Source organism: Paraburkholderia sp. GAS41, from assembly GCF_050436545.1.
Taxonomy (GTDB): Bacteria; Pseudomonadota; Gammaproteobacteria; order Burkholderiales; family Burkholderiaceae; genus Paraburkholderia.
On the sequence record NZ_JBNDMK010000003.1, the window covers coordinates 1 to 17,650 of the forward strand.

The 17,650-nt window shown below is 62.8% G+C and carries 16 protein-coding genes and 1 pseudogene; 6 read left to right on the forward strand and 11 right to left on the reverse strand.

Going from position 1 to position 17,650, the window contains the following annotated elements; all coding sequences use genetic code 11:
- Nucleotides 1-204: hypothetical protein (locus tag P3T43_RS06160; RefSeq protein WP_429280517.1), on the forward strand; the 204-nt coding region annotated here is incomplete at its 5' end.
- Nucleotides 116-343: pseudogene (locus P3T43_RS06165) on the forward strand (transposase domain-containing protein); the annotation flags it as partial. The gene P3T43_RS06160 and the pseudogene P3T43_RS06165, both read left to right, overlap by 89 nt.
- Before the next feature lie 503 nt (nt 344-846).
- Here P3T43_RS06165 and P3T43_RS06170 read toward each other — a convergent pair.
- Nucleotides 847-1,665, reverse strand: coding sequence for a YkgJ family cysteine cluster protein (locus P3T43_RS06170; RefSeq protein WP_429280173.1), 819 nt, complete (start codon nt 1,663-1,665; stop codon nt 847-849).
- 66 nt (nt 1,666-1,731) lie between these two features.
- Nucleotides 1,732-2,964: a DUF2252 domain-containing protein gene (locus P3T43_RS06175; protein ID WP_429280174.1), complete on the reverse strand. Its 1,233-nt coding sequence runs from the start codon at nt 2,962-2,964 to the stop codon at nt 1,732-1,734.
- Nucleotides 2,965-3,234: 270 nt separating this feature from the next.
- Between P3T43_RS06175 and P3T43_RS06180 the strand changes: the two genes are divergently transcribed.
- The gene (locus P3T43_RS06180) at nt 3,235-5,340 is read left to right on the forward strand and encodes a response regulator (protein ID WP_429280175.1); all 2,106 of its coding nucleotides are present in this window, start codon (nt 3,235-3,237) and stop codon (nt 5,338-5,340) included.
- A gap of 328 nt (nt 5,341-5,668) precedes the next feature.
- Here the strand turns inward: P3T43_RS06180 and P3T43_RS06185 are convergent, their stop codons facing one another.
- From P3T43_RS06185 to P3T43_RS06195, 3 genes are all read right to left on the reverse strand, one after another.
- Nucleotides 5,669-6,313, reverse strand: a complete 645-nt coding sequence (locus P3T43_RS06185) for an HD domain-containing protein (RefSeq protein ID WP_429280176.1) — start codon at nt 6,311-6,313, stop codon at nt 5,669-5,671.
- A 95-nt stretch (nt 6,314-6,408) separates the two neighbouring features.
- Nucleotides 6,409-6,831 carry a hypothetical protein gene (locus P3T43_RS06190; protein ID WP_429280177.1) on the reverse strand — a complete coding sequence of 141 codons (423 nt, stop codon included), beginning with the start codon at nt 6,829-6,831 and terminating at the stop codon, nt 6,409-6,411.
- Between the two features lie 26 nt (nt 6,832-6,857).
- Nucleotides 6,858-7,880 (reverse strand): hypothetical protein, encoded by a 1,023-nt coding sequence (locus tag P3T43_RS06195; protein WP_429280178.1) that lies wholly within the window; start codon nt 7,878-7,880, stop codon nt 6,858-6,860.
- A 398-nt stretch (nt 7,881-8,278) separates the two neighbouring features.
- Between P3T43_RS06195 and P3T43_RS06200 the strand changes: the two genes are divergently transcribed.
- The gene (locus tag P3T43_RS06200; protein WP_429280498.1) at nt 8,279-8,704 is read left to right on the forward strand and encodes a PRC-barrel domain-containing protein; all 426 of its coding nucleotides are present in this window, start codon (nt 8,279-8,281) and stop codon (nt 8,702-8,704) included.
- Between the two features lie 335 nt (nt 8,705-9,039).
- Nucleotides 9,040-9,963 (forward strand): LysR family transcriptional regulator, encoded by a 924-nt coding sequence (locus P3T43_RS06205; RefSeq protein ID WP_429280179.1) that lies wholly within the window; start codon nt 9,040-9,042, stop codon nt 9,961-9,963.
- Nucleotides 9,964-10,228: 265 nt separating this feature from the next.
- On the opposite strand, the gene P3T43_RS06210 is transcribed toward P3T43_RS06205, so the two are convergent.
- From P3T43_RS06210 to P3T43_RS06230, 5 genes are all read right to left on the reverse strand, one after another.
- Complete coding sequence (locus P3T43_RS06210) at nt 10,229-11,413, reverse strand: NAD(P)/FAD-dependent oxidoreductase (protein ID WP_429280180.1); 1,185 nt, start codon at nt 11,411-11,413, stop codon at nt 10,229-10,231.
- Nucleotides 11,410-11,580: a rubredoxin gene (locus P3T43_RS06215; RefSeq protein ID WP_429280181.1), complete on the reverse strand. Its 171-nt coding sequence runs from the start codon at nt 11,578-11,580 to the stop codon at nt 11,410-11,412. Before P3T43_RS06215 ends, P3T43_RS06210 begins: the two co-directional genes overlap by 4 nt.
- Before the next feature lie 21 nt (nt 11,581-11,601).
- Nucleotides 11,602-12,669 carry a Rieske 2Fe-2S domain-containing protein gene (locus P3T43_RS06220; protein WP_429280182.1) on the reverse strand — a complete coding sequence of 356 codons (1,068 nt, stop codon included), beginning with the start codon at nt 12,667-12,669 and terminating at the stop codon, nt 11,602-11,604.
- Between the two features lie 185 nt (nt 12,670-12,854).
- Nucleotides 12,855-13,514: a M24 family metallopeptidase gene (locus P3T43_RS06225; protein WP_429280183.1), complete on the reverse strand. Its 660-nt coding sequence runs from the start codon at nt 13,512-13,514 to the stop codon at nt 12,855-12,857.
- 21 nt (nt 13,515-13,535) lie between these two features.
- A complete protein-coding gene (locus P3T43_RS06230; RefSeq protein WP_429280184.1) occupies nt 13,536-14,045 on the reverse strand; it encodes a GAF domain-containing protein in 510 nt (169 codons plus the stop codon).
- 773 nt (nt 14,046-14,818) lie between these two features.
- Between P3T43_RS06230 and P3T43_RS06235 the strand changes: the two genes are divergently transcribed.
- The gene (locus tag P3T43_RS06235) at nt 14,819-16,342 is read left to right on the forward strand and encodes a diguanylate cyclase (RefSeq protein ID WP_429280185.1); all 1,524 of its coding nucleotides are present in this window, start codon (nt 14,819-14,821) and stop codon (nt 16,340-16,342) included.
- 133 nt (nt 16,343-16,475) lie between these two features.
- Here P3T43_RS06235 and P3T43_RS06240 read toward each other — a convergent pair whose 3' ends face one another.
- The gene (locus P3T43_RS06240) at nt 16,476-17,540 is read right to left on the reverse strand and encodes a HoxN/HupN/NixA family nickel/cobalt transporter (RefSeq protein ID WP_429280186.1); all 1,065 of its coding nucleotides are present in this window, start codon (nt 17,538-17,540) and stop codon (nt 16,476-16,478) included.
- Nucleotides 17,541-17,650: the final 110 nt, after the last annotated feature.

Consider the following 17,650-nt stretch of genomic DNA (forward strand, 5'->3'; position numbering starts at 1 on the left):
CTACCCAACGATCCATGCAAGGCGCGTCGCACTGAACCCGTGACGAGCCGTACCATGCAAACTCCGCATAATTTCTGGCTGCGCATTATTCCGGCAATGCAATTATGTGCATTGCCGGAAAAATTTTTTATTCGCTGGCTCAGACAGCGGTGGCGAACGGGCAGCCGCGATGTACGCATTGATTGGCACTTGCAGACTGAATGACATTGATCCGCGTGCCTACCTCGACTACGTGCTAACCCATATCTCCGGTCACAAAATCAATCGCATCAACGATCTCTTGCCCTGGTGTGTGGCCGACAAGCTGCACAACCCAGGCAGTCCGCCAGATACCTCTACCTGACTGGCAGCTTCAGTTCACCATCATGCTTTACGCGCACGCGAATGGACGAACGGCCCAGCCGAGGCGCTTACCTTAATCCTGTTTCTTGTCATGGTTGTCCCTGTTCATTGTATTTGGATGAGGAACAAGCACGCTATACGGGACCAGGTAACGCGAAAATCCTAAAATTGCGACCGCCTTTCACCAACACAAACTACCATCTGCAAGCACCTACAAGCGTGACAGGAAATGTCGCAAGGGACTTTCAGACCACAAAACAGATGTCACCGTCGGATTCTAGCTAGCACCGAATCCAACATGTGAACATCTAGCCTGTTGAATTTGCACAAAACAGATGTTTGTGGGTGCGTTGCGTTGCAGGACAAAATTGTCCACAGAAAATGTTCACAACGCTGTGGACAACCCACCTGGATGCGTCTCAAGTCCCTGACGCAGAACGAGAAATGCGGTGCGTCCTCGGGATGCGCAGCTTGCCCGGCCAAAGGGCAAGCCTAAGGCCAACACTAGGCAGCAGGAAAGAACCCAAGATACTCGAACGCCGCAACACTACCGCTATCGGCATAGTCACCCAGCGCACCGACCGACACGAGTGTCTCCACCGTGGCCCGCCGGTTCGATACGAATCGCCAGCCAGACCCCACAGCAGACGGCATCTCGTCTGCCGCCACCGTTCTAGAAGCAGAAGCAGCACCCGCAGCACTCGCCTGCCCGAGCGCCGCCTGCAACGCAGCCTGCAACACCTCACGCCGCGGCGAATGCACGACGAACCCTTCATTAGCCAACGCAGCCGCATCGATCCCAAGCAACGCACATAGCCGCTGCTTGACCGGCGCATCCACTGCATCCGCCACACGCGACCGCTCGATCAGGTCCACCGTCGTGGCATCGACGAGTCGCCCCGCCCGTATCAACGGCGCGCGCCCCGCCGCCCAAGCTTCCGGAGGACACCCCTTGCTGGCCGGCACCAGTTCGATAAACGGATTGATCTCAGCCGGATAGATCCTGCAGACCATCGGCCGCGCCTCATAGATACCGCAGCGCATGTCAGCCTGCAGATTCGGACACGGTCCAACAAACGCCCCCGTCAGGATCACGACGATCCGCGTGGGCAAGCTGCCGCTTTGCGCCGCAAATGAGCGACGACGCTTATGCGCCGCCTGCAGATTGTCCGCAGCGGGCTCCTCGGGCCACGGCAACGCTTCGCAGAGAATCTGCACGTCGTTACCGCGGGCAAGCCACGCGAGTGCTTCTGTCACCGTCAATGGCAAGCGCAGATCGTGACAGCAATTGCCGCACATCGTGCACTCAAAATCGATATCCATACTCGTGCTCAATCAGCCTTTCGACGCGTCATGCGTCGCCTGCCGGCGGCAGGCCGGGGCACTGTATCACGCGTGCCTTTCGAGCGAATAACGCCGGCAGTGTTCGAGGTAGCCGGCCTCATGACCGCTCACCAGTTCGACGATACTTTTCCAGAGCCACGGCGGCGCATCGAGCGTTTTGCTGCGGCTACGCCGCAGCGCGCCGAGCCACGCCTTGCGTTCGATGTCATCCATCTGGCGCGCGTGCGCCTTGCCCACGACGAGCGCGAGAAAGCGCGCCGCCCTCATCGCTTCGGCACGTGTCAGTTGCTCGATTGTCAGCTTCATGTCTTGCGGCAGCAGTTCACGAATCACCACCGAACGTTTGCCGAGCCGCGCCGCGCGCATCCGGTCACCGAGAAACGGCGCGAGGTGGCGCGCGCCCTCCACCACCCGCTGCGCGTTGTCGCGCGGCATGCTCACGCCCGCATAGCGCGGCGCGGCCGCCTGCACCGCCTCCTTGATGTCGATCAGGCACAGATCGTCGCCATCCAGCGCGGCACCGTCGACGTCGAGCAGCACCGCGTAGCGTAAGCGCCCCAGCGAACTGCACCCTTTCACCCAGTACGCTGCATCCAGCACGGTGACCTTCGCGGTGTCGTCGCCGGCGCGCAGTTCGGTTGCCAGACGCGCCATGGTGCGCTTCTCGAACAGCGCGGCAATCTCGCTGCGTTCGCTTTTCGACAACGGCCAAAAGCGCTTGCCAAGCGGGATCTGCGGCTCGATGTCCTCGATGCGCTCTTCGGCCAGTTCCTGCCACGAGCGCCGCAAGGCCTCCTTCATGACGACGCGCACCGCCTCGGGTTTTTCCGCCTGAATATCGGTGTGATCCGAACTGTCGTCGAAGGCGCGCTCGTAGCCGTCCGCCAACGCTTCCATCATCTGGACCGTGGTCACGCCCGGCAGATCCGAGCCGCGCGCAGCGGTCGCGAGCGACAGGCCCAGCCGGATCAGATCGTGCGCCGGGTTGCCGATCACCGTCTGATCCAGATCGCGAATCTGGATCTCCACGCGGCCCTGCGCATTCGCCACCGGCCCCAGGTTGCCGGCATGACAGTCGCCGCAGATCCACACCGCCGGTCCCTCCGGCAGCGCGTGATTTTCGATGCCGTCGAGCCACTCATAAAATCGTGCCGTGTTGCCGCGCACATAGGCGTGCGCCGAACGCGCCATTCGGGCGTTGCGGCGTGTCGTCAGCAACGCCAGGCGGGCGTCCGGTTTCGGAAGTCCGGTACGCGCTGCAGTGGTTTTCTTCGGCATGGTGGATTGAGTCGTCCGGTGAGTTGTGGGGTCGAGGAAAGACCGTCCGTCAGACGCAATCGTCATGCCACGGCCGCCACCCGCCCACAGGCGGCCACCACCGCACCCGATCGGGCGGTCCCGCACGGACGGCTGGGAACGCGGATTGCTACTGACGGGGCGGTCCTCGCCTGCTAAACATCCCGATGCAATGACGATGCAGTGCGACAAATGAAATCCGCGCGGTTGGCCCGAACCCGCTTATGGACTCGATAACGGTGGAGCAGAGCAATGCCATTCACGGCAGACGACCATGGCTGTCCCGGCTGGAAAGGGGAAATGGCCGAACGCATCCGGGCCTTCGACTGGAGGGCGACCGAACTCGGGCCAATCGATGCATGGCAGCAAAGTCTGGTCGCCGCTGTGCAATTTGTACTCGGCTCACCGCTCCCTCTCGTGATGCTGTGGGGCCAGCAGGGCTACATGGTCTACAACGACGCCTACGCGGAATTCGCCGGTGGCCGCCATCCTTACCTGCTTGGCAGCCCGGTCGAAATGGGCTGGCCGGAAGTCGCCTCGTTCAATCGGCATGTCGTGGATACCTGTCTGGCCGGCGGCACGCTGTCGTACCGTGACAAGGAACTGGTGTTGCTGCGCAATGGCCAGCCCGAAGACGTGTGGATGGACCTCTACTACAGCCCCGTGGCCGACGACAGCGGCGCGCCGGCCGGCGTGATCGCGGTCGTGGTGGAGACCACCGGGCGCGTGCTCGGCGAACGCTCGCGGCACCATGCCGAAACCGCGCTGCTCCAGCTCACCGAAACGCTCGAACAGCGCGTCACGGACGCCGTGGCGGCGCGCGCGCTGGCCGAAGAACAACTGCGTCAGGCCCAGAAGATGGAGGCGATCGGCAGCCTGACGGGCGGCGTTGCACACGATTTCAACAACGTCCTGCAGGTCATCAACGGCAATCTTCAGATGCTCGCCGCGGATGCCGGCGACCACCCCGCCACCCAGCGCAGAATCGCCGCGGCCACCCAGGCCGTCAAACGCGGCGCGCAACTCGCCGCCCACCTGCTCGCCTTCGCACGACGTCAGCCGCTCTCGCCGGCCGTGCTGAATCCGCGGCGGCTGCTCGGCGGCATGAGCGAGATGCTGCACCATGCGCTCGGCGAAACGATCCGGGTGGAAACCGTGTTGGGCGCCGATCTCTGGAACGTCCTCGCCGATCGCAACCAGCTCGAAAACGCCTTGCTGAATCTGGCGATCAACGGCCGCGATGCCATGCGCAACGAAGGCACGCTGACGATTCGCGCCGAGAATCTCGTCGTCACCGCTGATGCGGATGTTATTGCTGGGGAGTACGTGGTATTTGCCATCACCGATACCGGTGTGGGCATGTCCGCCGAGGTCATGGAGCGGGCCGTCGAACCGTTTTTCACCACCAAGCCCAACGGTCATGGCACCGGTCTCGGTCTTAGCATGGTGTTCGGTTTCGTGAAACAGAGCGGCGGTCACACGCTGATCGACAGTACCGTCGGCGAGGGCACGACTGTGCGGCTCTTTTTTCCGCGCAGCGATGAAACGGAGACCACCGATTTCATCGATCAGAGCGAAGCGCCAGTTGGTGGGCGCGAAACCATCCTCGTGGTCGAGGACGATGCGGACGTGCGACTGACTGCCGTCGAAATGCTGGCGGAACTCGGCTACAAGGTACTGACCGCGTCGCATGGCGACGCGGCGCTCGAGTTTATCGACAGCGACGTGCGCCTCGACCTGTTGTTTACCGATGTGGTCATGCCGGGCACCGTCAAGAGCGTCGAACTGGCGAGGCGCGCGGCATTGCGTTTGCCTGCGGTGCCTGTGCTCTTCACGTCGGGCTACACGCGAGATGAAATCTTCCATCACGGCAAGCTGGATGCCGGCGTCACGCTGCTGAGCAAACCCTATCGCCGCGATGACCTCGCGCGCAAGGTACGCGGTGTGCTGAACGCGCATCGCGCCGTGCTGGCAGCGGCGTCCGTCACGACTCCCGTGCGCGTGCTGCTGGTGGAGGACGACGCGCCGTCGCGCGAAGCGATGGCCGAGTTGCTCGCGACGTTCGGGCTGCAATGCACGGCCGTCGCCAGTGCCGAGGAGGCACTCGAACTGGCGACGCTGCAGCGTTACGATATCCTGCTGAGCGACGTCACCTTGCCGGGCCTTCCCGGCGATGCGCTCGCCCGCGCGCTGCGACAGGCCCAGCCAGACTTACGCATCCTGCTGATGTCGGGCTTCGGCGAGCAGGCCAATATCGGCGCAGCCATCCCCGGCGTGCGCCTGCTGCCCAAACCCTTCGATATCGCCGCGCTGCGCCACGAACTGACTGGCTGGGGCGGACACTCCGAACCCACCTGAAGAATCGACGGTGCGTGCATGGTCTGCATGCGTCAGCAGCGGACTTGCTCTGAGCAAGCGGCGCGAAACGCACTGCGCGATGCATCAATACACACAGGCGAAAAAAAGACCGGCTCGCGCCGGTCCAAAGGTTCTAACGTTCCGAGGGCGTGCTAGAACCTGAGAGAGCCGCAATTGTGCCCTGCCCTGGAACGTGTGTTAATTCAATAAGGGCCCGAATGTCGCCGCTTATTCCCGTTTTGACAGGAACGAATTCTGCACGGACCGCGACATCCCAATCTGTGAAACTGCAAGCCGTCAAGCGACCTCTCGCCACCCTCCCGAGCGATCAGATTTCATCCGCGAATTCATCGAGAAAGCGCTGCAAGCGCTCGTGGCGCAAATGCGCGAGCCGGGCACCGGTCACTGTCCGGAAGCCTGAGGCCAGCTTGAGCAGCTTCGCGCGAAAATGATCCAGCGCGTATTGGCGGTCATCGAGCGGCCGCTCCAGCGCATGCGGATCGAGCGGGTCATATAACGCGCTGCCCATCCGGCCTGCAGTGTAAAAGCAGCGCGCCACGCCTAGCATGCCGATCGCGTCGAGCCGGTCGGCATCCTGCAGCGCTTTTGCTTCCAGCGTCAACGGCTCGATGCCGGCCGAGAAACTGTGCGCGGCCACGGCATGCGCCACGGCTTCGATTTTCGCTTGCGGCCAGCCGAGTTCGCCTAGCACGCGGGCCGCCTTTTCGGCCGACAGGCGCGAGGCCTGCGCGCGCAACGGTGAACTCTTCTCGGTGGGGACGCAGTCGTGCAGGATCGTAGCGGCAAACAAAACGTGTGCATCGCCACCGTCTTCTGCCTGAATGGCCGCGGCATTCTTCCAGACACGCTGCAAGTGCGAGGTGTCGTGCGATCCGTCGCCGCTCGCGTCGCCCGCGTGCGGCAACAAGGTCGCGGCCAGATCCTGAAACGGGAAAAATGCGGGTTGTGTCATGGGCATCGCCGGTTAAATGAGCCCGCGATTATCGCCTGGACGCGCGCTAGCCGCAGCGTGCCTTTTCCGCTCGCCGCCTGCCGGTTCAGGCAGATTCAATGCGCGTCGATCGATGCGTGCCACTCCACATTGCGCGCGCTGCTGTTGCAATCGTTCATCTGGCCGCTGACGTTGTGGAACGCGTGCTGGTAGGTCCTGGATGATTTGCCCTCGTGGCGCGCAAGTTCGGCGAGATCGAGCACCGCTGCATACTTCAGTTCGCAATGGATCGATTGGGATGAATGCGGCGCAAGACCGGAAGCGGACAGTTGCGTGCTGTCCATCCCGGGGACAGGCAGCGCGAACGCGTTCGTTTCGCCCGCTGCGCCGGCCGTCACGATAACCACCGCCGTGAGCGCGACGATCAGCATGACGAGCCGCGTACGCTTCAGGAAAGAGCGGGTACGGGTCGCGTTTTCCCGCGTATGGGCCAGGTTCATGCCGTGCCGCCCGTGCCTCGCTTCCAGTTCGTGTCGCATAAGTACTCCCGTTGATTGGACGTCGTTCACGACCAGTGCGCCGGAATCCAGACGCGGCCGTACCAGTGACCCGGCACCCACACCACCGGACGCGGCATCGGCGGCGCGACGTACACGACACGCGGTGCGACATACACAGCCCGCGGCGGGGGCGGGGGCGCATACACAACCGGGGGACGCGGCACATAGACAACCGGCGGCTGCGGTACGTACGCGACCGGCGGCGCCACGACAACCGGAGGCGGCGGCACGTAGGCGACCGGCGGCGCCACGACGACCGCCGGCGAGTGCACCACCACGGCCGTACCGCCCGTCGTAACAGTACCTCCGGCAACCACCGTGCCACCCGTCGTGACCGTTGCGCCTGCAACCACCGTGCCGCTGCTCGTGACGGTGTTGCCGTGCACGCCCGTCACGCTGCTCGACGTCGTCACGACGCCGGGCGCCACCCGCGTCGCGCTGCCCGAGTGATCGACGGTGCCGCCATCCGGACCGTTCACCGAGCCCGAGCGGTAGCAGGAATTGCCCGCGCAGTTGGTCGATGCCGAGTGGTTATACGTATTACCGTTCGATCCCGTGACCGAGCCCGACGACGAATACTGGCCCGGCGCGTCGCGCGTCACGCTGCCGGACGTGTTGGCGGTCTTGCCGTCGGGGCCCGTCAACGTGCCCGTGTGGGAACAGGTGCCGCTGGCGCAACTGGTATCGCCGGCATGCTGGACCGAGTTGCCGTAACGGCCTGTCGCCGTGCCTGAATTCGAAAACTGGCCGGGCGACGTGCGCGTCACGGTGCCGGTGTTGGTGGCGACCCCGCCCCAGGGACCCTCGACAGCGCCTGCGTGCGAGCAGCTTCCGCCACCGCAGGACCCCGCGTGTGCGCCGTTATAGGTGCCGCGCGATGTGTAGGCTGTGCCGTGCGAGGTCCAGGCGAGAGCCGGCGCGCTGCCCAGCACGACGACCGCCGTGCAGGCCGCAAGGGCGAATTGCTTGACCGTGGTACGCGCACGCGCAGCGCTGGTCGTGGAAAGCTGAAACGAGAAGATGTTCATGGTGTGTCCTTCGCAGTTCGGGCCACATTGAGCGTTTGGCGTGGCGACGAACGGACTATAAAAGGACCCGTGCGTTGAGCCTATTGCAAAGATATGTCGCGCCATGTCATCGTCCGACAGTCCGCTGGAAGGCCCGCCACGCGGGCGTTTGCGCGTTTTTCCCGGGACCCCGTGACATCGCGTGACATAAACGCCAGCCGGCGTACATGGGCTGGCGCGACGATCTGCGGCAGGTCTGACAAATGCAGCAAAGCCGCCTGAAAGGTATGATGGAAAACCGCCCCTCCAGATCGTCCGGAGCGGGACATACCGCGCAGTCGCGACGAACAGTTACCCGCGTCGCCGCAAGCGGCATGAAGGATGTGCCAAAAACCGAATCTAACCACGGAGTGAACGATATGGCTTTGCACAAGACAGTATGGGTAGCAGTGGCGCTGGCAGCATCGATCAACGCCCACGCGCAGGTCGCAGGCACACAGCCTCTGAGCCTCACCGTTGAACAGTCCAACGTGCTTCTGCAGGGCTGGAGCGTCAAGAAAAGCGTGCTCGGCAAAACGGTCTATAACGACCAGAATGAAAAGGTCGGCACGGTGCGCGATCTGATCGTCGCCCCGGACGGCTCGGTCTCCGCGGCTATCGTTGCGGCGGGCGGCTTCCTCGGCGTCGCCACGCACGACGTCGCGGTGCCCATCGCCGCGCTTGACGTACGCAGCGGCAACCTGTATTTGCCTGGCGCCACCAAGGACGCCATCAAGGCAACGCCTGAGTTCCAGTACGCCAAGGTGCAATCGCCGCCGAAGCCCAAGAAGGCGGCGGCACAGTAATGCGATTCATGACGTCGTGATTGACGACGTGGTGAAGCAAGGTTGTTGCGGCCGGCAAGTCCGGCCGCAACAACGGCTCGCCGCACTTACGTTGCACCCTCAGTCTGTTCTCCCGCCCCCCCGCACCTGGTCGCACCCACTTCAAGACTTTCTCCATACAGCGTCGTCCATGACCGGCATATTGCCGCGGCCATGAGCCCGTCGCAGCAAGGCTGTGCCAGTGAGCATCGTAGATACCCTCGATTGACGCCCGCTATATCCGCCCATATATTTCGAACGCAGCGTACGCGGACAGGCCTTGATGACGCGGCTGAACCACAAGGATCCCGCATGTCATGTCCAGGGAAATCATCGACTCTCATCTCCTCAAGGTGTTGCATACGTTGCTCACGGAGTCCAGCGTATCGCGCACCGCTACCTTGCTGGGACAGTCTCAGCCAACCGTGAGCGTCGCGCTGCGCAAGCTGCGTGAAATGACCGGCGATCCATTGCTGGTACGCAGCGGCAGCCGGATGGTACCCACCAGTCATGCGCTCACCCTGATCGATCCGGCCGCGCAGGCTTTGAGCAGCATCGCCGCGATCCTGCACCCCACCACGAGCTTCGATCCCGCCACCACGAACCGCACCTTCCGCATCGGCTCGCCGGATTACCTGGATGTGTTTTTCGTGCCGGCCATCGTCGACGCGTTTCATCACGAAGCCCCCAGCGCGAAGATCGAATTCAAGCATCTGATGATGGTCGACGGCGGCTATGAACATGGTCTGGAAAGCGGCTTCCTCGATCTGGTGATCGGCAACTGGCGCACGCCGCCCGAGCATCTGCATCTGCAGCCGCTGTGCAAGGACGAACTGGTTTGCCTGATGCGTGCGGGTCATCCCATCAAGCCTGGCCGCCTCACTCAGGGCGTCTATCAGGAGGCCGAACATCTGGCCGTCACCACCTACAACACCACGGCGTGGGGCACGATCGACGTGGAACTCGCGCGCAACGGCCTGTCGCGCACGGTGACCACCACGCTGCCCTATTTCGGCATGGCGCCGTACGTACTGGTGCGTTCCAATCTGCTGTTCACCACCACGCGCGCGCTCGCCACGCATTACACCGGACTGTTGCCGCTCAGGATCGAACCGATTCCCGGCGGCGCGCAACCGTTGACGTATTACCAGTTGTGGCATGAACGGACGCACCGCAGCGCCGCGGCGACGTGGCTGCGCAGAATGGTGGCGCACGTGGCGAAGCATCTGCCGCAGACATAAAAAAAGCGCCGCAAGCGAGGCCTGCGGCGCAATGCGGAGAATCGGCGGCGTTCAGAGGTGACAGGCCCTTTGACGCAACCGGTCCGGCACGAAGTGAGGTCGGTCAGTCGGAAGATTTATTATGTCCGGAGCCCCGCGACAGGCGGGCCCACGCCAAAGTGTCACCATGCCACGTGATACGTGGCAAGCAACCTCAGTCCTCCTGATGGATTCGCTCGCACGGTTCCCTCAGGCGCACTCGCTGGCGTCGCGTGTGCTTCGGCCACTACGTGGCACTGGTCGCCAGCGTCTTGAGCAACGCCGCCTTGCCTGCCGTCGCCGCCCCAACCAGCGCGAAGCCGATCGGCTGGCCATGCTCCAGGTGATGGCAGACGGCGCGCGCGCCGTGAAGCGTATCGTCCGCAGCCGGATCGATGCGCCATTCGCCTTCCAGTTGCGGCAACACCACCACGGCCGGCGCGGCCGGCGTCTTGACCACCACCGGCATCACCGGGAATGCCACGCGTGTCGCTTCGCCGTCGAGCGTACGGGCCAACGCGCGCGCCGCATGCATGATGGGCAAGACGTACGGTTGCAGTCTGCCTTCGAGCGCCGCGCAGTCGCCAAGCGCATAGACATCGGGCGCGCTGGTGCGGCACCAGGCATCGGTGCGGATGCCCTGTTCGACGACGATCCCCGCCGCGGACGCCAGCGCCGTGCGCGGCACGAGGCCGATCGCCGAGACGACGAGGTCGGCGGCCAGCACCTCACCATCGTCGAGCGTCAACTGGTAGCCGGTTTGCAAACGTTCGACACGCGCGACACCGCGTCCGAGATGAAAGCGGATGCCGCGCTCGCCCAGCGCTTTTGCAAACACCGCCCCGGTATGTTCGGGCAGCAGCCGCGCCAGCGGCGTTTTCGCCGGATCGATCAGCGCAACGGCGTGACCCGCCGAACACAGATCATTGGCAAACTCGCAACCAATCAACCCCGCCCCAAGAATCGCCACCGGTCCGCAACCGCTCAAGGCCTGGCGAAAGCGCGCATAGTCCGCGAGATCGTTGATCGAGAGGATGTCTTCAGCGCCGCTGCCGGCGATCCGCAAACGTCGCGGGTCGGCGCCCGTTGCGAGTACCAGCTTGTCATAGCGCAGCGGCGCTTCACCCTCCACCACGATGGTGTGTTCATCCGGCACGATGCGCTCGACACGCCGATGCGTGCGGATCTCGGTCCCCAACTGCTGCGCCATCGCCGCCGCGTCGAAGCTCGCCAGCGCATGCGCTTCCTTCTTCATCGCCAGCGCGTTGGACAGCATCGGCTTCGAATAAAAGCTGCCGTCGTCCTGACTGATCAGGATCAGCGGGACCGTGCTGTTCAGCTTGCGCAGTTCGCGTGCGACGGTATAACCGGCCAAACCCGTGGCGACGATCGCCACCGGCGCCGGCGCGTGCTTCGTTTCGTTTTCGTTCATGCCGTTACCCGTTGCATTTCGAAGTCATGTTTGCCCGTCGCGCAATCGGGGCAGATCCAGTCCTCCGGTACGTCTTCCCAGCGTGTGCCGGGCGCGAGTCCCGCTTCCGGCAAACCCAATGCTTCGTCGTAGCGAAACCCGCAGATCACGCATTCCCAGATACTCATCGCCGCTCTCCCGAATCCTGTTTAACGTACGTACCCCTGGCCCAGACCGATCTCACCCAGCGCGCGCCGGTAAGCGCCGGACGAGCGGTCGGCCAGAATCGGCGCCTCCGCGCTGCGGTCGATCGGCAGGTCCTCGGGACACTGCAACTCGACAATCGCGCGATCTTCCTCGAAGACCTGGCGGTTGAATTCGTAGACATCGTCGAGCGGCAAATCCTTGTCGAAGTTACGCACGATCGGCACGAACAGCCGCGTCTCGCGCGCGGAAACCGGACTCGCCGCATTCAGGATCGACAGCCGTCCGCCCTCCGGGAAGTGCACGGTGAGGCGGGCAAAAAACGGCACGTCGATTTCGAAGATGCGCCGCCACAGAAACCCATCCGGCGCGCGATGCTGCATCGATTTCGGGAAATTGCTCACCGTGCTGACATATTCCGCATGCAGGCCGCGCTCGCGCCGCTCCACGGAATACTGCGGCACGACCGGGTTCGTGCGATCAGCAAAGCTGCCGTGGTGAATCCACGCGAAATGCGCGACGTCGATAAAGCCCTCGGTTTGCCGGCCCGCAGAAGCGCGAATGTCGATCGAGGGCGGCAATATCTGCTGAAACGACGGATCGTCCCAGTTCGGAAACTCGGGCAAGGCTTCGGTGCCGCCGCCAAGCGAAACCCAGATGAGACCGTAGGCTTCCTGCGTGGCGTAGGTGGTCAGATGCAGACGCTCGGGAATCGGCCCGTCCCCTTGCGACGGGATGTGTTTGCACTTGCCGTCGCCGCCGTACGCGAGACCATGGTACGGACAGACCAGATTGCCGTTTTCGACCCAGCCCTGGCTCAGCGGCGCGCCGCGGTGCGGACAGACATCGCGCGCCGAGACGAGCTGGCTGTCCGCGCCGCTGCCGGTGCGAAACACCACCAGCCGCTCGTCCAGCAGCGTCACGCTGAGGGGCTTGTCTTTCACGTCGGCAGCGAACGCCACCGGATGCCAGTAGCGGCTGAGAATGTCCCAGTCGTGGCTATCGAAAGTGCAGTTGCGCGGCTGCGTCGCCGAGCGTTGAAACGTCAAAGGGGCTACTTGCGGGGAAGTCATGTTGTGTCGTCTCCAGGACCTGACGTGGATTCGTCGCAGCCGCGGTGTTATCGGACTGCGTGGACACAACAATAGCGGGATGCGGCAGGCGAACCCATCCCGCGCCGGGCATCTAGTCTATGTAGGGATTCGCATAGCGCAGGTGCGTGACACGCGGCGTGGCGCCGCGTGCCGCACGCCGCGTGTCACGCAAGCAGGTCTTCGTAGAAGGCGCCGAACGGCCGGGTGAGATGGGCGATCTGGATTTCCAGAATCCACAGGCTAGCGTCAGGCCGCTCGTCGAAATCGCCCAGATTGCCGGCCTTGTAGATCGCATGCGGGAAATCGCTCACCCGATGCCCCTTGATATCCACGTTCAGACGCCAGCCGAGTGCCTCGGCGCGTTGCGCGGCGTACTCGTAGAGCGCTGTGCCGCCGGCGCCGGTGGTACGCCAGTGATGCTCGACTTCGTCGAAGATCGTTTTGACCGCTTCGGCGCAGGCCTTCATCTCCGCGTCGTTGCCCACCACGTAGGAGGCGCCGGCATCGCCCTCGTGATGATCCCAGACGACGCCGAGATCCACGAAGAAAATATCGTTTTCGGCGAGTTGCGGATCGCCGTCGGAGCGCTCGTTGAACTTCTTCAGCGTGTTTTCGCCAAAGCGGATCAGGATCGGATGCCAGATACGTTCCATGCCCAGTTCGTGCAGCACGGTCTTGCAGATGGCGTTGGCTTCCGATTCGCGCATGCCCGGCCGGATCTGCTTCGCGACTTCATCAACCACCTTCCACGTCATCACCCGTGCGTGCTGCATCGAGTCGGCGGAAAAGTCCTTGCCGACCGCCTGTGTCGCGCTGCTATTCAAAGCTCACCTCTTTCTGTTCAATTACTTCGCAGCGGCACGCGACCACGCGAGTTCGACGAACACCCGGCATAACGCTTCCATGCCCTTGGCGTCTTCGTCGTCGAAGCGCGCGAGCAGCGGACTGTCGACGTCCCACACGCCGATCAGCGTCCCGTCAGCGGCGATCAACGGCACCACGACTTCCGATTGCGAAGCCGAATCGCAAGCGATATGTCCTGCAAACTCATGCACGTCGCGCACCACCTGGGTGGCACGGGTGTGCGCCGCGGTTCCGCACACGCCCTTGCCGAGCGCGATGCGCACGCAAGCAGGCTTGCCCTGAAACGGGCCGACCACCAGTTCGGTGCCGTCGAAAAAGTAAAAGCCCGCCCAATTCAACCCTTCCAGCGAATGGAATACGAGCGACGAGAAGTTCGCCGCATTGGCGATCCGATCCGGCTCGTCGGCGAGCAGCGCGCGCGCCTGGGCGACCAGTTCCTCGTATTGAGCCGGTTTGGAAAGTTGCGATGAAGCGTTGGAAACCTGAAACATGATGCAAGTCCGTAGCGGAAACCAGGGGAACAGAGCGGCCTCCAGCGTTACCCGCCGAGGAGGCCGTCCGTGTCGTGAACGCGTATCTTACGCCGGTCGGGCCGCCGGCGTGACGGTGCCGCCGTTGCGGACTCAGGTATGGCTTTCGCCCGGAAAGCGCCGGGGCGAGTCAGCCAATAGCGTGGCCGGTTGTAATGCCTGCGTAAATCCATCGGTATCAGTCATCCATTGACTCCTGACAGGTTGAAAGAAAATCAGGGCGCGAAGCGGCAGCTTGATTCGGGTTACTGTTTCGCCATATCGCCACCCCTATTTACACGAGGAACGGGATATCCACGATATCCTGAAGCCGGGAACGGTAAATCCGCTCCCTTCACTAAAATACCCGTGCCACTATCGCTACGACGCAATCTCCGGGGAAAGATTAAACGCCTGTTCGAGAAAGAGCGATTGTCGGATTAAAGGAAAAGATGCGACACTGCCCGAAAAGCGGCGGCTCAATGTCTGAATGACCCGGTTCCAAGGCATTGGCCTCCTTACGGATCAAACTGAAGTGCGTGTACCTATGCGTTTCAAATCCATTATTACGTGACTTAATCTAGGGGATAACCATCAGTCGAAACCACATTCAGCCCGTGGCGTTCAAGTTATCAGTTTATCTGCCGTAGATCAGATTACATGGACTACCGGCATAAACCCGTCAGAAAACCCTTGAATCGGCGAATGCCTTTCTGCTGGCTTTCGTTCACCTTCTTTACTTCCGGGATCAAACTGTGCGCCGCCCGCCCAAGCTGAACTCTCTCGTGCTATTGGCTGTTCTGTTCGTTGCGCTGCACGTGATAAGTCTGCTGGTGTTCAAATCCGGCGCAGCGTCCGCGGTCGCCAGCTATCCGTTCCTGCTGCTGGCGCCCACGCTGGCCTTTGCAAGTTGCTGCTGGCGCGCCGGAGCCGACGAGCGCGAATGGCGCTCGGCGTGGATTCTGCTCGGCGCCGGTATGTGCCTGTGGACATGCGGCATTGTCCTCAGCGCATGGGAGGATATCTTCCAGCACATTCCCGTCAGCGCCGCGTGGTTTTCCGATTTCTCATTCTTCCTCTATGGCGTGCCGGTACTGCTCGCCATCTCGTCCGTTTCGGCGAAACAGCGCATCCTGTTTTTCGTCTGGATGGACGCGGCTCAGGCGCTGATGACCGGCTTCCTCGCCTACGTCAGCATTTTTTCCGTGCTGCCGTTTTCCGCTACCCCGCTCGCACCGATCGCGGCGTCGACGCTGGTTCTGACGTATAACGCCGAGAACTTCATCCTTGCCGTCGCCGCGACGCTCCGGCTGCTTGCCCAGCCACGCGGACGCGAACGCCGCTTCTACGTGGTGCTCTGTAGCTACCTGTGGATCTACGCGGTGTCGGCCTACGTGTATAACAATTGGGCCGCCACCTCGGACGGGCATGGCGTCATGGATACCCTCGTCGATATTCCATTCCTGTTCTTCGCCGTCGCGACCATGGCGCCGCGCCCGCTCCGTAACCGAGTCGAAGAGCAGCAGGACAAACAGACGCTCACGCTGTTCATCGAAAATGTCAGCCCGATCTTCTATACGGTGGCGCTGCTGGCGCTGAGCATGTGGGTGATGCGCGAGCATTTTTATGTCGGCACGGTGGGGATTTTTACCGCCCTCGTCGTCTACGCCACCCGCGCGACCACGCTGCAAGGGCGCTATATGCGGGTGCAACGCGAATTGCACGAGGCGCGCGACCGTCTCGAACAGATGGCGCTCACCGACGCGCTGACCAACACCGCCAACCGCCGGCGCTTCGACGACGCGCTGGCGCTCGAATGGAATCACGCCATCCGCAACCGGCAGCCGCTGGCGCTGCTGCTGGTCGATATCGACTACTTCAAGCTGCTCAACGATCGCTACGGGCATCCTGCCGGCGACCGCTGCCTCGTGTCCATCGCGCTCGCCCTGCAATCGGCCTTGCCGCGCAGCGGCGACCTGCTGGCGCGCTATGGCGGCGAAGAGTTTGCGGCGATCCTGCCCGCCACGGACGAAGCAGGCGCACGCGTCGTGGCTGCGACCATGCAAGCGGCGGTCCACGCGCTGAAAATCCGCAACGAAAGCTCGACGGGGCTTTATGTCACCGTCAGCGTCGGGGTGGCGGTATTCGGATCGCCGCAAGCCGACGCGGCGGAAATCATCGAAGCGGCCGATCAGGCGCTCTACCGCGCCAAGCAGGGCGGCCGCAACCGTATCGAAGCGACCGCGCAGCACGATTTCCTGCGCAACGGCACGCGGTAGGCCGCTTGCGGTGACACAGTGATGCGGTGCTGCGGTGCCGCGGTGCTGCGGTGCTGCGGTGCTGCGGTGATGCGGTGACGCAACGCTGCGGCGCTGCGCTCAGCCACCACTGCCCCACTCAGCCAGGCGCCGATCAGAGCGATTCGACGCGGATCTCCACCTCTTCAAAGCGCTTCCACCGATAGATCGCGGCCGAGAGCAACCAGCTCACGATAAACACGCCGACGATCACGTAGCCGATCAGGCCGAAGTTGTCGTTCAGGCTGCCGATGATGCCCCAGAACGCCCCGGACAGATGCAACTGGCCGCCAATCAGCCCAAGCCCCTCGATACCGCCCACCAGCAGCGCCACCAGCACGGAGATCGTGGTGATCGTGATGTTGTAGTAGAGCTTGCGGATGGGTTTGACGAAGGCCCATCCATAAGCGCCCAGCATCAGAATGCTGTCGGTGGAGTCGACCAGCGTCATGCCCGCCGTGAACAGCGCGGGAAACACGAGGATCGACCAGATCGGCAGACCTTGCGCCGCGCTAGCAGCCGAAATCCCCAGCACGCCAATTTCCGTCGCTGTGTCGAAGCCGAGACCGAACAGAAAGCCCAGCAGGTACATATGCCAGCTTTGGGTAATCAGACCGAACAGCGGCCGGAACAGACGCGCGAGAAAGCCACGGCTCGCGAGCAGCATGTCGAAGTCCTCGTCCACATAAGGCTCGCCGTTGCGCACGCGGCGAAACGCGTGCATCACGCTGCGCAGGATCACGAGGTTCATCAGCGCAATCGCGAACAGAAAGAGCGTCGACACGATCGTGCCGACCACCGCGCCGACTTCCTTCAAACCGTCCATCCGGTGCTGCAGCGTCAAAGCGGTAGCAGCAATGCCCGCCGAAGCGAGCACCACGATCGTGGAATGACCCAGCGAAAACATCAGCCCGACGCTCACTGGTCGCTTGCCGCTTTGCATCAGCTTGCGCGTCACGTTGTCGATGGCGGCGATGTGATCGGCGTCCACCGCATGCCGCAAACCGAACGAATAGGCGAGCAGGCTCGTCCCCATCAGTAACGGGAAACGGTGAAACGCGCTGAATGCCCACGCCCATGCCGTCACGTTGAACAACAGCAGAGACGCGTAAAGCCCGACGATTTTGCGCCGCAGCGGACCGTTGCTTTCGCTGAACAGCGCTTTCATCAGATGTGTCATGGTGGGTCCGCTATCGCGATCCTGAAGTCCGGGCGGCACCATAGTACTTTTTTCAAAAAGATCCTGTCGCCGGGTTAACCGGCCGTCTGCGCGGCAAGTGCGATAATCGA